The organism is Mucilaginibacter sp. UYCu711 (assembly GCF_050433825.1).
GTDB lineage: Bacteria > Bacteroidota > Bacteroidia > Sphingobacteriales > Sphingobacteriaceae > Mucilaginibacter.
In genome coordinates, this window is sequence record NZ_JBNPWM010000009.1 from 232918 (window position 1) to 247821 (window position 14904).

The following is a 14904-nucleotide window of genomic DNA, read 5'->3' on the forward strand; positions in this document are numbered from 1 at the left end:
TTTAACCGATTGAATAAAAAGGCGGATATTTGAAGTATGACGGTAAGTATTTTAGGCTGCGGATGGTATGGGCTGGAACTGGCTAAAGGGCTGGTAAATAAGTGGGTAAAGGTGAAGGGATCGACAACAACTGCCGATAAATTACCCATGTTGGCGGAATCCGGGATTGAGCCTTACCTGATCGACCTTTCGCCCGATAGCGAGGTAACAGACCCCGATTTCTTTGAATGCGACGTCCTGTGGATCAGCATCCCGCCAAAAGCCCGCACCGGCAACGGCGCCGAATACCTGCACAAGATTGAACGCCTGCTAACCCTCATCAAAACCTATCAAATTAAACAGGTGTTACTCATCAGCTCGACCGGCGTATATGGCGACAGCAATACCGAAGTTACCGAACTGGATGCGCCAAACCCCGACAGTGAATCGGGTAAGGTCCTGTTAGCTGCCGAGGACCTGCTGAAACAACAAACCGATTTTACAACAACCATTATCCGCTTTGGCGGACTAATTGGCCCCGGCCGCGATCCGGGCAGGTTCTTCGCCGGTAAAACCGATGTACCCAATGGCGAAGCCCCGGTTAACCTGATCCATTTAACCGACTGTATAGGCATCAGCAACGCGATATTGGATAAACAGGCCTTTGGTAATACGTATAATGCCGTATCGCCCTCGCACCCTACCCGCGCTAATTTTTACACGCAGGCTGCCGTAGCATCAGGGTTACAACCACCGCATTTTATTGAGGAAAAGGAAAACTGGAAGATTGTGACGGGAGTGAATGTGGGTGAAGTTTTAGGCTATGAATACCGGGTTATGGTATAAAAGATTGTAATTCTGAGCATAGCGAAGAATCTGCAAATTTGCATTCGCCGCTCGGCAGATTCTTCGCTACGCTCAGAATGACAAAAGGCAAAGGGCTCTACTCTACCCCCTTAACATTCATCTTTAACATATAAACGCATTTTGACGCGGTTATAAACAACACGTCCCGGTTCTTGCCTGCAAATACCACGTTGCCTGTCCAGTTATCTGTGTTAGGGATGTTGGCTATCTTTTTACCGTCGGGGCTGTATATCGTTACTCCCTTACCGGTAATGTAGATATTACCTTTTTCATCCAATGTCATCCCGTCCGATCCTTTGTTAAACAGCAACGTTTTTTCGCTTAAAGTCGCATCAGCGTTAATCGTATATCTATAAGTTTTTTGTGCGCCCAGATCAGATACATACAGGTATTTACCATCCGGCGTACCAACAATACCGTTTGGCTGGCGCATATCGCCTACAACCTTTATTGGGGTTTTGGCGCCGTTGGGCAGGTAATAAACATGCTCGCCGTCCAGCTCTTTTTTCTTACGGGTCCAGTAATCGCGCTGGTAGTAGGGGTCGGTCATGTAAATGCCGCCTTTTTTATCTATCCAGATATCGTTAGGGCCGTTCATTTGTTTGCCTTCCAGGTCGGTCATTAAAACCGTAACCACGCCTTTAGGGCTTACCGACCATAGTTCGCCTTTATCATCGGCACAGGTGATAAGGTTGCCTTTCTTATCAAAATAGGTTCCGTTCGAGCGGCCTGTTTTATCCAGGAAAACTGATAGCTCGCCTTTTTTCATGTCGTACTTCCAGATCTTATCATTAGGCTGATCGGTAAAAAACACATCGCCATTTTTAGCTACCGAGCAGCCTTCGGTAAATGCAAACTGGTTAGATATCAGGGTGGATTTTGCAAGGGTGTCGAACAAATTATGCTGTGCAGCTGCTGTAAGGGCCATAACTGTAAATGCTGAAAGTGTAAATGCTTTTTTAATAAACTTCATATCGATAATTATTCGGTTGGTATGGGTGCTTCTTTATATAAGCCGAAATCGCTTAATGCTGTTGAGGCGGAGGCCTTGACAATTCTTAACCTAACTTTGGCCGCGGTCACATTTACAGGTAAGCGGATAATACGGTTACCGCCAATGCTGGTAGCCGTAGCAACCTCCTGCCAAATGCCGTCTGCAAAAATATCTACTCCTACTGCATCTATGCGTTGGCCAAGTTTAATATTCTCGCGCAGGCGTACCACGTTAAATGTTTTAGGCTGATGCATGTCGATGATCAGCTCGGGAGTCATTACTTTATCATCCGTGGCCCAATAGCTGTAACGGTCAGCATCAAACAACTTTGCAGGTCCGTACAGCGTTTTATTCTTCCCGCGGACATTGCTGGGTGTAAGCGTAGCGCCTTTAGCCAGGTTAATAGCAAAAGTCTCTTTTAGTATCGTGCCGAATCCCGCAAGGGCCTTAACATCACCATCAGCCAGTAAACCCAAGCGGTTTGGCGACAGGCCCAGATCAAGGCAGGCACCATGCCCAACACTATTATAATACAGTTTCATTAATGTAGCCGGTGATTTTACTTTAGTATCCTGATCTGCATGGTAAAACCATCCCGGGCGGATAGACACATCACACTCAGCAGGCATCCAGAATTTACCGTCCCGGTGTCCCTCTACGCCTTCTTTATCCAACACAAAACCATTGCCCGGCAGCTTGCCAACCTCAGGTGCATGTGGTGTGTAGGTGGCCCAGCTGGTTTCGCCGGCCTGGCCGCGTTCGTTGCCCACCCAGCGTACATCCGGGCCAACATCCCCAAATATTACTGCGTTAGGCTGATATTTGCGGGCTATGCCCCAGGTTTCATCCCAGCCGTAATAAGTCGAGCGGTCGATGGTGCGTTTTTCTTTAGCGCCGCCATAATAGCCGTCGCCACCGTTAGCGCCGTCATGCCATACGATGAATAGCGGGCCGTAATTGCTGTATAATTCTTTTAGCTGTTTGCGGTAAACATCGGTAACATAGTCGGGCTTGCCATATAACGGGCTGTTCCTGTCCCACGGCGAGCAGTATACGCCCATCTTCATTCCTAATTTATCGCAGGCCTGGCGGTATTCTCTTACAATATCGCCCTTACCATTTTTGTAAGGGCTTTTGCTGATGTTATGTTCGGTAGTTTTGGTGGGCCACATGCAAAAACCGTCATGATGTTTGGCAACAACAACTATCCCCTTTAAGCCGCCGGCTTTTGCAGCGCCTACAATTTGCATGGCGCTAAATTGTGTAGGGTTCATTACCGCCGGGTCCTCATCGCCAAAACCCCATTCTTTATCAGTATAGGTATCCGGGCCGAAATGGATGATAGCGTACATTTCTGTTTCCTGCCATTGCAGCTGGCCCTTTGTGGGTAACGGTCCATAAGGTTTTGGTGCAGATTGGCTGATGGCTAAAAAGCTGATGCCGCAAAGCAAAGTAGTAAATAGTAGTTTCATTCAGGATGATATTGGTTTAGCTAATGTAAATGTTTTTGGGATAGCTTGATTGGATAATGATAATTTATTTTGCTAATTTTGTTAGCATGAAGCGTTCGGGAAGTGCCGATCTGCCTTTGCATTATGGTTATGTACCACAATGGCTGGCAGAGCGGATGGCAAAATTGGGGTTGGCTGTTGTAGAAACCATTGTGTTAGACTACGGCAAAGACGAAGTATTGCGCCGCCTGAGCGATCCTTTCTGGTTCCAGAGCCTTGGTGCGGTTATGGGGATGGACTGGCACTCGTCGGGTATTACAACGTCGGTAATGGGTGCTTTAAAACGATCTGTTAATCCGCATAGTAAAGAGTTGGGCATTTATATCTGCGGCGGCAAGGGCAAATATTCCAAACAAACTCCCGACGAATTACTGCGCATAAGCGACCGCACCGGCCTTGATGGCAATTACCTGGTAAAATGCAGCAAGCTGAGCGCCAAGGTTGACAATACCGCCATACAGGATGGCTTCCAGCTTTATACCCATAATTTTATTTTAAGCGATACCGGCAAATGGACCGTAGTACAGCAAGGCATGAGCGATGCCTCAAGTACCGCGCGGCGTTACCACTGGCATTCGGACGGGTTAACATCCTTTGTTGATGATCCGCATACTTCCATCCACGGAAAAAACATGGGCCTTATATTAAATATGGCCGATAAGCAGGCCGCACCGTCACGGGCCGGCGTTATGCAGATAGCTAATGAGCATCCTGACAAAATGATCAAAGAGATCGGTAAACTAATTATGCACTCGCATCATGATGTACGGGCAGAGGATATCGACCTGAAACGCTTAGGCTCTGTACTTTGGCTGGCGCATGAAAATAAGCCCGAAGATTTTGAGGAGCTATTGTTATTAAAAGGTTTAGGACCGCGGACATTGCAGTCGTTGACTTTAGTAAGTGAGGTCATCCACGGCACGCCATCGCGGTTTAACGACCCGGCGCGGTTCTCGTTCGCGCACGGCGGTAAGGATGGCCACCCGTTCCCGGTACCTACAAAGGTTTATGATGAAACTATCGGTGTGCTGCAAACAGCTATCCACAAAGCTAAATTAGGTAACGGCGAAAAAAATGAAGCTATAAAACGCCTTACGCAAATAGCCCAGCGTGCCGAACATGATTTTATACCCAATGCCAACTTCGACAAGGTAATTGAAGAAGAAAGAAATAACTCCTGGAAATATGGCGGCCGTACGGTATTTGGTAAAGCGCAGCCGCCTAAGCAACAACAGTTAAAATTATTTTAAACCGGCATAAATAGTACTGGCCGAATCTAAATGCATTTTTAACAGCGGTAATGTTTTACGGGCAAACCGTTGGATATCTTCTATCCTGTCATTTGAAGCTATGGTATATAGTTTCACGGCGTTTTGATGGTCGGCAACCATTAATTGTATGTAGGCTTTATCGAAATCGGCACCCTTTAGGGTTGCCATATTGGCTATTGCCTGTTGGTGAGCTGTACTTACCGAATCTCCACCCTTAACCTTATTACTTATAGCGATCTTTTCCAGCTCATCGCCGGCGGCTGCATGGTCTGTTATTACTTTTGAAGCAAAGCTGATCAGGTGTGAATTGTTTGACCGGCTCCCGGCCAGCTTAGATGCATTTATTTCGGTCTGACTTGCCTCCAACCCCTGCTGTATAAAGGTTACGCTGCCTTCATCAATCAATTGGTTATAGTTTTTAGCATGCCTTTTATCTACACATGATGATAAAACAAGCAACACTACTATCCCGCACAGGAAGCAAACTAAGTTTTTCATTCTAAAGCCTTTTGAGGTTATATCGGTATAGACAAATATAGCTCAAAGAGGTTTAAAATAATTAATTAATAGTAGAATTTTTTTAATGATTATTTACGCCAGGTTTCGCCCTGCATTTACAATACCGTATACGGTACGGATCACCAGCTTATCGTAGATCTCTATTAATTCCTTATCAGTGGTATGATTAATACAATTTAAAGCATAATGCTGCATAATAACCAGCGGCAATACAATTTTTTCGCGGATGGCGATAGAACGCCTGTCAACCGGCGCGTCCTGCATCAGCTCGTTTGTGCCCGTCAATTTTAGCAGTAATGATTTGGTCAGCTCAAACTCGTCTTTTAGCTGTTTCCAGAAAGCGCCAAATTTTTCGTCTTTTTCCAAATAAGCCGTCACCCTGAAATCAGACTTAGACATAGACATGATACAGTTATCCAGCATCGTTTTAAAGAACCCCGATGTATTATATAGCTGCGTTACCTCGGCCCATTTGCCTTCGTCCTGCATTTTCTTTAAGGCGGTACCTACCCCGTAAAACCCGGGGATACTTTGTTTTAACTGGCTCCATGATGTAACAAAGCTAATGGCACGCAAGTCTTCCAGTTTCATTGGTGCACCTGCGTTACGCTTGGTTGGGCGGCTGCTGATATTGATCTTCGACAGTAATTTCAGCGGACTAAATTTCTCCAGGTACTCCACAAACAACGGATGCCGGCGCAGGTCTAAAAACAATTCGTGGCTGGCATCGGCCATATCGGTTATTAATGCTTTTTGCTGAACGCTTAACAAATCGTTGCTATCCGGATTTAAGGCTGATGTAACCCCGGCGTTTATCAGCTGCTCCATATTAAAACGGGCAGTTTCTATCGATCCATATTGCGAGCTCACCGTTTGCCCCTGGATAGTTAACTGGATATGCTCGTTAGCTATCTCGTTACCCATTGATGCATAAAAGCGGTGCGTTTTACCGCCACCACGTGCAGGCGGGCCCCCACGGCCATCAAAAAATGCCAGGTCGATATCGTATTTACGCGCCATTGCCGTTAGTTCAACCTTGGCTTTATAAATAGACCAGTTAGCCATCAGGTAACCACCATCCTTGGTACTGTCAGAGAAACCCAGCATGATGCTTTGCGCATTGCCGCGCCTTTTTAAATGCGCCGCATAAAACGGATGGGTATATAATTTCTCCATTACTTCGGCAGCAACCTGTAAGTCGTTAACCGTTTCAAATAATGGCATAAAATCTACGGTAAGGTCCTCTGCTTTCCAGCCGCTCCATAAAAACAGGTTGATCAGCTGTAAAATATCCGACGCCTGCTGGCAGTTACTTATAATAAAACGCTGACATCCCTTTTGCCCGTTAGTATGCTGAATGTGTTTCATCAGCATAATGGTGTTAAGGGTGTCCTTGGTCATATCATCGGCATCCTCAGGGCATAAAAAGTTAAGCTCGTTAAAGGTGATGGCGGCCAGTTTCTTGTTTTCGGTTAAGTCTTCGTAGTTAGCCGGCAGGCCGGTTGCTATACCCTTATCGGTACAATAATTAAATACGCTGCGCAAAATGCGGCTATCCTGCCTGATATCCAGCGTTGCAAAAAAACAACCGAATAAGCGCACCTTACGGATCAAATCCTCAACTATGTTTACAAACAGGCTATCGTGACTGGTAATTAATGTTTCGCGAATAGCGCCTAACAGTTCCAATAACTCAGCTTGCAGGTCCTTAGCGTTATGCTGATTTTTATTAAAGGCATTCTCGTAAAGCATGGCCTCTAACGAAGCCATCGTTTTTTCTATCCCCCTAAAAGTTATACGGCGTTTTAACACCCTGAAATCGCGGTAATAACAACGGAAGATGATCTGCCTTAATAAAACTGACACATCATAGGTGGTTTTTGTATTTACATTAGGGTTACCATCACGGTCGCCGCCCGGCCAAAAGCCAAGCTCTAATAGCTGATCCGGTCGGTTCTCGTCAATGTCAAACTCTTCTTCCAGCTTGGTTTGTATGCCTGATATGGCGTGGTAAAAAGTATGTTCTAAAAACCAAACCAAACTTACCGCCTCATCAACCGGGGTTGGGGCCTTTTTATTAAAGAACGGCGTTTTACCTAACTGCTGTAATAACGCATCTATACTGCTTATATCATTGGTTTTTAGCGCCTCAATCAAATCGGTCATGATACCTAACACTGTGCCAGGGTAAAACTGGGTGGGGTGCGCGGTAAGTACCAACCGTAATGAAAAATCCTTTAGTTTCTCGCTGATGCTTTCGCGTACGACATCGCTGCTGGCGGCAGCTTGCAATAAACCGGTTAACGTACCAACATCATCGGCCCTGCCTATTTTACTGAACGATGAATCCTCAATCGCATCAAACAAAACCACCTGGCGCTCAATATATTGAATAAACCTGAACATGCGGTTAAGCTGCTCGCGATGGTCGATATCCGGTACGTATTTTTTAAAGAATGATTCGATGATCTCGGTAGGCGATTCCTCCTTTACGGCCCCCTTGTCGCAATGCGAGCTAAAGAATGGTAAAAGGATACCTATTTCTTTAACCTGGTAAAAAGGCAGCGTTTGAAACAGACTGTTATATAACTCAAAGCGGGTAACAACTTCATTATGAAAAGCCGTTTCTCTTTGGCTGAGTTTTAACGTTGAGGACATATGGGTAGCAGATAAATAAATGTAAAAAGCAGGCTTGTTCTATAGACAAACTAAAAACGATGTGAATTTAAACTAAAATCATTAAAAATTATATAATTATTAAAAATAATAGTAGTTGACACTAATATTGATTATAAAAATATCACAATGATAAAATTTTTGCAAATTCATATATCAGCCTTTTTTCCGAGATTTGCTATCCGATGATCCAGACCAAAGAGATAAAAAGCTTCTTTTTCAGCCAGTATTTTTCTGACGGACTGCGCATTTCTTTGGGCATTTTATTACCGGCCATCGTTATGCTGCAGTTTGATGAGTTCGACCTGGGCATCACCTTATCATTAGGCGCGCTATGTATTTGCGTTATTGACAGCCCCGGCCCTATGGTGCATAAACGCAACGGTATGGCTATAGGCAATGTATGCCTGTTTATTGCTGCTGTAACTACCGGCTTTGCACGTTTAAATGTCTATACTTTAGGGTTGGAGGTTACGTTATTTTCCTTCCTGTTCTCCATGTTTATTGTATATGGCAACCGCGCTGCTTCGGTTGGCACCGCTGCTTTACTCATTATGATATTTATGATGGATAAGGAGCTGGCGCCGCATGAAGTATTGACCTATAGCCTGCAAATACTGGCCGGCGGTGTGTGGTACATGTTGTTCAGCCTGGTTTTCTTCGGCATCCGCCCCTACCGAGCGGCACAGCAGGCCCTGGGCGAAAATGTGGCCGACATTGTGAAATTCCTGCGGATAAAGGCCGATTTTTACCTGCCCGATACCGATATCGACGACAACTATCATAAGCTGGTATCGCAACAGATCCACGTAAGCCAGCACCAGGACGCGGTGAGGGAACTATTGTTTAAAAGCCGGGTAATGGCCCGCGAGTCGACCAACGCCAGCCGCATTTTGGTGTTGACCTTTGTAGACCTGGTGGATATGTTTGAGCAGATCATGGCTACGCATTATGATTATGCCCAGATTCGCGAAAAATTTAAAGGCACCGGCATTTTAACCGAAATTGGCTATACCGTACACCAGATGGCTAACGAGCTGGAAAACATCGGCTACGCCATATTATCAAATACCCGCTATAAAAAGTTAGTTGATTTTACCCCGGCTTTAGAGCAACTAAAGCTACAGATTGATGCCATTGGCGACGCCCAGGAAACCAGCAACCTGGTGCTAAAGAAGATCTTGATCAACCTGCGCGACCTGAATAAAGAGATCGAGAACATATTTAACTACTACAACTCCAACTCGTCAAAAATATTGATAGCAGATAACAGCGATGTGGATGTATCAAAATTTGTAACCCACCAGGATTATGAGCCGCATGTTTTCTTTGACAATTTTACTTTAGATTCTGCCGCCTTTAAGCATGCGCTGCGGGTTTGTTTAGTCTGTTTAATAGGTTTTACTGTTGCTAAAGCATTTGCATTGGGGCACCACAGTTACTGGGTGCTATTAACCATTATTGTGATATTAAAACCCGGTTTCAGCTTATCAAAACAGCGTAATTATCAGCGTCTCATCGGCACCATATCGGGCGGGATAATAGGTATAGCCATTTTATTATTTGTGCCAAATACCAACGTACAATTTACATTGATGCTGATATTTATGCTTGGCACTTATAGCTTTCAGCGGCTTAACTATGTGGTGAGTGTTATATTTATGACACCCTATGTGCTGATCCTTTTTAAGTTCCTTAAAATTGGGCATTTGGATATTGTTGAGGAGCGGATTGTGGATACCGTCATAGGTTCGAGCATAGCCTTCATCGCCAGTTACCTCATCTTCCCTACCTGGGAATTTGAGCAAATTAAAACCAGCCTGGCCGACGTAATTTACAGCAATGTAAATTACCTGGTAAAGATAGCCAAAACCATTACCGGCAAAACCGTTACCACTACCGAGTATAAGCTGGCGCGGAAAGATGTTTATGTAAAATCGGCCAACTTATCTGCCGCGTTCGAGCGGATGACATCCGAGCCTAAAAGCAAGCAGCGTAATATTAAAGACATCCACAAGTTTGTGGTGTTGAACCATATCCTGTCGTCCTATACGGCTACAGTAGCCTCAGAGATCACCCTGAAAGGGATGCATAAAACCACGCCGGACATTTTAAAACTGGTAAAGAAAAGCATAAACGTATTGAACGAAACCAGCAAAAAACTGGACGGCGAACGCAAAGAGTTCACCGGCGAAAAAGCCGAACCAACCGAAGAGCTGGCCCCAACTTTAACCGATAAATTATTAAAGGAGCAGCTGGAGTTTATCAGTAAGATTAGTAATGATATTGCTAAGATTGCGGATGCGATAGTGAAGTAGGCCGACCCTAACCGTTATGCCGAATTTATTTCGGCATCCTACATGCTAATTAAACCGCATTGCTTACCGCCCCGCCGTCACGCCGAATTTATTTCGGCATCCCATGCGCGAATTAAACCGCATTGCTTATTTTAGACTATGCTTTTCAAACAGGGGTATGTTTATAAATGTCTAACCAATATCGAACTACGTTTTATATTGGTGTTACCAGTAAATTAGAATCACGGGTTTGGCAGCATATCAACAATGAGGGTTCAATGTTTGTAAAACGTTACCGACTATATGATTTAGTTTACTTTGAACACTTTATGAGGATCACCGATGCCATTGACAGGGAAAAACAATTAAAACGCTGGCACAAAGACTGGAAAATCAATTTAATTAAGACGACTAACCCCGAAATGAAAGATTTAAAAAGCGAGTTGGAATTGTAAAGCGTCTTCCATTCTGGTGGGATGCCGAAATAAATTCGGCATGACGGTCTGCTTTTTAATCAATATATCATCGCCTTCAATGCATTCCAGATCTGATCGCTAATTAATATCATGCCTTTATCAGACGGATGTCTTGACACCTCATAATTCGGAAATATGTCATAAGCCAGGTTTTTATTATCGTTTAACAAATTAGTTAAAGATATGTAGGCAGAGTACTTGCTCATGACATTATTGGGAAGGTCCCTGGACCGGAACACCGAACCAACTGCCAGTATTTTGATTTCGGGATTGGTGGCTTTAAAATAGTTTAACAAATCAACATACCGTCGTTCAAACAATGCGGCGTCCTGGGTTCGGGTTACATTTTCGCCAATGCGCAGTATCAAAATATCGGGTTTGGTATCGCGGTAAGTTTGTAGGTTGGCATCAAAATCATACGTATCAAAATTTACTTCGAAATCACTTATGGTTTTAATGGTTACGGTGGTTGAATCATTTGCTAATTTTAACCGGGCCGTCAATAAATGCACATAGTCTTTATCTGCTGAGGTTGCGGCCATCCCCCAGTTACCATACCATAAAATATTTGGATTTGCAGCCGAATAGGTTATACTGTTACCTAATATTAAAACTTTGTGAGCTTTGCCCGGCAGTACAGGATCGGGATTAACGGCCTTTTTACAAGAGTTAAATATAGTTATTGCAAATAGCAACCAGATTAAGTTTCGCATCAATCGTTTTAAAGTAGTTCGGTAGCTCAAATATAAATATTCTGCCCAATCTTTAAAACGCCTTCAATCCTAAATCCCGAAATGAAGATTTGAAAAGCGAGTTGGAATTTGTAAGGCGTTTACGCTTATGGTGGGCTGCCGAAATAAATTCGGCATGACAGTCTCTGCTATAACCTACAACAACTCCGTAGCCAAATTAGCCAGCTCACTCCGCTCCCCTTTTTGCAGGGTGATATGCGCGTATAATGGATGCCCTTTTGCCCGGTCAATTAAGTACGATAAGCCGTTACTTTCCGCATCAAGGTATGGCGTATCAATCTGGTAAATATCGCCGGTAAACACAAACTTGCTGTTCTCGCCGGCGCGGGATATGATGGTTTTTATTTCGTGCGGGGTAAGGTTCTGGGCCTCATCTACAATAAAGAAGATCTTGCTTAGCGTGCGCCCGCGGATAAATGCCAGCGGCGCTATCGAGATCTTATCGTTGGTAACCAGCTCATCCAGCTTGGCCTGCATCTTTTCGTCGTCGGCATATTGATCCTTAATAAATTTAAGGTTATCCCAAATGGGCGCCATGTAAGGGTCTATTTTTGATTTGATATCGCCCGGTAAAAAGCCGATATCCTTATTGCTTAAAGGCACTATTGGGCGGGTAACGTAGATCTGGCGGTAGTATTTTCGCTGCTCTAACGCGCCTGCCAAAGCCAGCAGCGTTTTGCCAGTACCTGCATTACCCTGTATGGTAACCAGCTTAATATCCGGGTTTAATAAAGCGTGGATAGCAAATGCCTGCTCCTGGTTTTTGGGGTAGATATTAAATATAGGCTGATCAGTTATGCGTTCCAGCTGGCTGGTCTGGCTGTTATAAAAAGCTGCTGCTTTTTTATTTTTTCCTTCAAGGATATAAAAATGATTACTGGCGTCTGCATTTAACTCCAGGTCATCAACCGGTAAAGTATCGTGTTTATTTAGGTGGGTGATTTGCTTATCGGTAACATTAAGTACCGTTTTGCCGCTATATAGCTCGTCAAGGTTTTTTACTTTGCCGGTTTCATAATCCTCGGCGTGTAAGCTCAGTGCCTTGGCCTTCAACCTCAGGCAAATATCTTTTGATACCAGCACCACTTTTTTATCCGGGTTTTCCTGCTGTAAACCTAAAGCAGCGTTCAATATCCGGTGATCTACCTTATCCGATCCGAAGATGGCTTCGGCATCCATATCTGTGTTTTTGGTATCTATAACAACTTTAAAGTTGCCTTTATCCTTGCCATTTAGGGGCTGCCATTTGTTAATCAGGTTTTTACGCGAGATATCATCAATTAAGCGGATAAAGCTGCGGGCCTCGAAATTACGGGTATCGTTGCCGCTTTTCATGTTATCCAGTTCTTCCAACACCTGTATAGGTATGGCCACATCGTGTTCCTGGAAGTTCTCAAAAGCGTTATGATCGTACAAGATCACAGAGGTATCTAAAACAAATATCTTTTTTCTCCCGTTCGTACTGCTTTTATCGTCCTTTTGCATAAGCTGCTAAATTAGGCAATTTAAGGCTGAGGGTGAAATTATTTGTTAACCAATGGCGCTACTTTAGTACCCAGTAATTCTATGGCCCTTAAAAGTTGCTGATGCGAAAGCCCCGCGTTATCCATCTGGAAAGTAATTCTGGAGATGCCGCCCAGGGCTTCGCTATGGTGCAGAATCTTTTCGGCTATCTCCTCAGGTCCGCCAACTAAATAAGCACCCGTCAAGCCATTCTGCGAATCAAAATGCGGGCGGGTTACCGGCGGCCAGCCGCGCTCGCGGCCTATGCGGGTAAAGATTTCGGCATAGCCGGGATAAAACTCTTCGACTGCCTTAGCGGTGGTTTCGCCAACATAACCTAACGAATGCAGGCCTACCTTTAGCTTTTCCTCAGGATGCCCTGCCTTGCGGCCGGCTTCGCGGTAAAGATCAACCAGGGGGCGGAAACGGTGTGTCTCCCCGCCTATCACAGCTACCATTAAAGGTAAGCCCAATGTGCCGGCCCGGACGAACGACGCCGGCGTACCGCCAACACCCAACCAAACCGGGAACGGATCTTGCAACGGCCGTGGATAGATGGCCTGGTTAACCAATGGCGCCCGGAATTTACCCGACCAGGTCACTACTTCGTTATCACGAATGTTTAACAGCAGGTCCAGCTTCTCGGTAAATAAAGCATCGTAGTCATTCAAATTATAACCGAATAATGGGAACGCTTCTATAAACGAACCGCGGCCCACCACCATTTCGGCACGGCCCTGCGAGATCAGGTCGAGCGTGGCAAAGTTTTGGAACACCCTAACCGGGTCGGCGGCACTTAATACCGTAACCGCGCTGGTAAGCCGGATGCGTTTGGTACGCGCCGCAGCGGCCGCCAGTATCATGGCGGGTGCCGAGTCTAAAAACTCTTTACGGTGATGTTCGCCAATGCCAAAAATATCCAGGCCAACCTGGTCGGCATGTTCCATCCTGTCCAGCAACTGCACCAAGGCATCGCTATTATTGGTGGTATCTTTAACATTTGCGGCGGCAAAACTATCTATCCCTATTTCCATAATTTCATTTAGTGTAAACCAAAAATTGAGTTAATAGCAATGATCAGAAAAAATGGTATATAAACGGTGCTTATCCGGGTAAAAAAGGTGAAGTTTTGGTAAAGATTACATTGAAAGTATGGAACATGCGGGGAGTTTTTAAAACAAAAACGGGAGCCCTTCTCTTGCGATCCGGATCTCCCGTTTTTCTTCATGTCAGACCATAGTCCAGGCATAAAGCATCAATATTTCTGTAAGCTTAACCGACCAGCCCTGGCCCTCTCCCTTGCGGGTTCTGGTTGCGTCTGGGTCATTAGCTCCGCTGCTCCTCTCCGTAAAAATCGGCAGTTTCTGCTAATACCTTATTGTAGTTAACACTGCGTTTCCGTCGCTTGCGCAGTTTCTGTTTGGTGTAACTCAGGCAGTCCCGTGATCTTTAGCGCTTCCGAAGATTTGCCCGATTCACTTTCTGTTATTCCTGTAAGGCTGTCAAAGTACGTCGTTCTTGATGATTTCAATATCGGGACAAGTACACCATCTGCAAAATATTTTTTATGGTTTTTATTAGCAGGTTGTTAACAGGATAATAGATGGTAATTAACATTGGTTAAAGTAACATCTTCTTTAATAACAGATGGTTATGTAGATTACATGGAGGTTTGTTAACAATTTATTTATTAACATGAATGGGCGAAATGAGGTTTTTTTGGAGGATGGAAAATGCGTGAAAATTGGGCTTGGGTGAGGTTTTACTTGAAAAACGCGATGTGATTTTGTGCTTATCAATAACGTAATGTTGGCGTTGTTAAAGGTGGCTCCGCTGGAGCCCGGGAATCTGGTGTATTAATAATGCTATAAACACGTGGCTCCGCTGGAGCCCATATAAATTTGGCTCCGGAGGAGCTTCCTGTTTATAGAAATAAATTGAGAAGGCTAGCTCCAGCGGAGCTCCCTAAAAATTAGAAATTCCCAATAGCTATTGGATAGCATATAAAGAGATTTCAAACCCCATATAAAACAAAAACGGGAGCCGCGTCTTTCGATTT

At 44.6% G+C, this 14904-nt stretch carries 11 protein-coding genes; 4 read left to right on the forward strand and 7 right to left on the reverse strand.

The window, feature by feature from the left end; genetic code table 11:
• The first annotated feature begins 36 nt into the window (after positions 1-36).
• Positions 37-825, forward strand: coding sequence for an SDR family oxidoreductase (locus tag ABIB50_RS19365; protein ID WP_429382446.1), 789 nt, complete (start codon positions 37-39; stop codon positions 823-825).
• A 97-nt stretch (positions 826-922) separates the two neighbouring features.
• Here ABIB50_RS19365 and ABIB50_RS19370 read toward each other — a convergent pair whose 3' ends face one another.
• Both ABIB50_RS19370 and ABIB50_RS19375 read right to left on the reverse strand, forming a co-directional pair.
• Positions 923-1819, reverse strand: coding sequence for an SMP-30/gluconolactonase/LRE family protein (locus ABIB50_RS19370; protein ID WP_429382448.1), 897 nt, complete (start codon positions 1817-1819; stop codon positions 923-925).
• Between the two features lie 8 nt (positions 1820-1827).
• Positions 1828-3312 (reverse strand): alpha-L-fucosidase, encoded by a 1485-nt coding sequence (locus ABIB50_RS19375; protein WP_429382450.1) that lies wholly within the window; start codon positions 3310-3312, stop codon positions 1828-1830.
• A gap of 86 nt (positions 3313-3398) precedes the next feature.
• On the opposite strand from ABIB50_RS19375, the gene ABIB50_RS19380 reads away from it, so the two are divergent.
• Positions 3399-4601 carry a DUF763 domain-containing protein gene (locus ABIB50_RS19380; protein ID WP_429382452.1) on the forward strand — a complete coding sequence of 401 codons (1203 nt, stop codon included), beginning with the start codon at positions 3399-3401 and terminating at the stop codon, positions 4599-4601.
• Here ABIB50_RS19380 and ABIB50_RS19385 read toward each other — a convergent pair.
• Both ABIB50_RS19385 and ABIB50_RS19390 read right to left on the reverse strand, forming a co-directional pair.
• Positions 4593-5120: a DUF4142 domain-containing protein gene (locus ABIB50_RS19385; RefSeq protein WP_429382454.1), complete on the reverse strand. Its 528-nt coding sequence runs from the start codon at positions 5118-5120 to the stop codon at positions 4593-4595. The two genes, ABIB50_RS19380 and ABIB50_RS19385, sit on opposite strands and share 9 nt — an antisense overlap.
• A 93-nt stretch (positions 5121-5213) precedes the next feature.
• Positions 5214-7799 carry a phosphoenolpyruvate carboxylase gene (locus ABIB50_RS19390; protein ID WP_429382456.1) on the reverse strand — a complete coding sequence of 862 codons (2586 nt, stop codon included), beginning with the start codon at positions 7797-7799 and terminating at the stop codon, positions 5214-5216.
• 203 nt (positions 7800-8002) lie between these two features.
• On the opposite strand from ABIB50_RS19390, the gene ABIB50_RS19395 reads away from it, so the two are divergent.
• Together ABIB50_RS19395 and ABIB50_RS19400 are read left to right on the forward strand one after the other, a co-directional pair.
• Complete coding sequence (locus ABIB50_RS19395; RefSeq protein ID WP_429382458.1) at positions 8003-10135, forward strand: FUSC family membrane protein; 2133 nt, start codon at positions 8003-8005, stop codon at positions 10133-10135.
• A gap of 167 nt (positions 10136-10302) precedes the next feature.
• Positions 10303-10569 carry a GIY-YIG nuclease family protein gene (locus ABIB50_RS19400; RefSeq protein WP_429382459.1) on the forward strand — a complete coding sequence of 89 codons (267 nt, stop codon included), beginning with the start codon at positions 10303-10305 and terminating at the stop codon, positions 10567-10569.
• 59 nt (positions 10570-10628) lie between these two features.
• Here ABIB50_RS19400 and ABIB50_RS19405 read toward each other — a convergent pair whose 3' ends face one another.
• From ABIB50_RS19405 to ABIB50_RS19415, 3 genes are all read right to left on the reverse strand, one after another.
• A complete protein-coding gene (locus tag ABIB50_RS19405) occupies positions 10629-11303 on the reverse strand; it encodes an SGNH/GDSL hydrolase family protein (RefSeq protein WP_429382461.1) in 675 nt (224 codons plus the stop codon).
• A gap of 174 nt (positions 11304-11477) precedes the next feature.
• Positions 11478-12827 (reverse strand): PhoH family protein, encoded by a 1350-nt coding sequence (locus tag ABIB50_RS19410; protein ID WP_429382463.1) that lies wholly within the window; start codon positions 12825-12827, stop codon positions 11478-11480.
• A gap of 38 nt (positions 12828-12865) precedes the next feature.
• On the reverse strand, positions 12866-13879 hold the full coding sequence (locus ABIB50_RS19415; RefSeq protein WP_429382465.1) for an LLM class flavin-dependent oxidoreductase: 1014 nt from the start codon (positions 13877-13879) through the stop codon (positions 12866-12868).
• Between the last annotated feature and the right edge of the window lie 1025 nt (positions 13880-14904).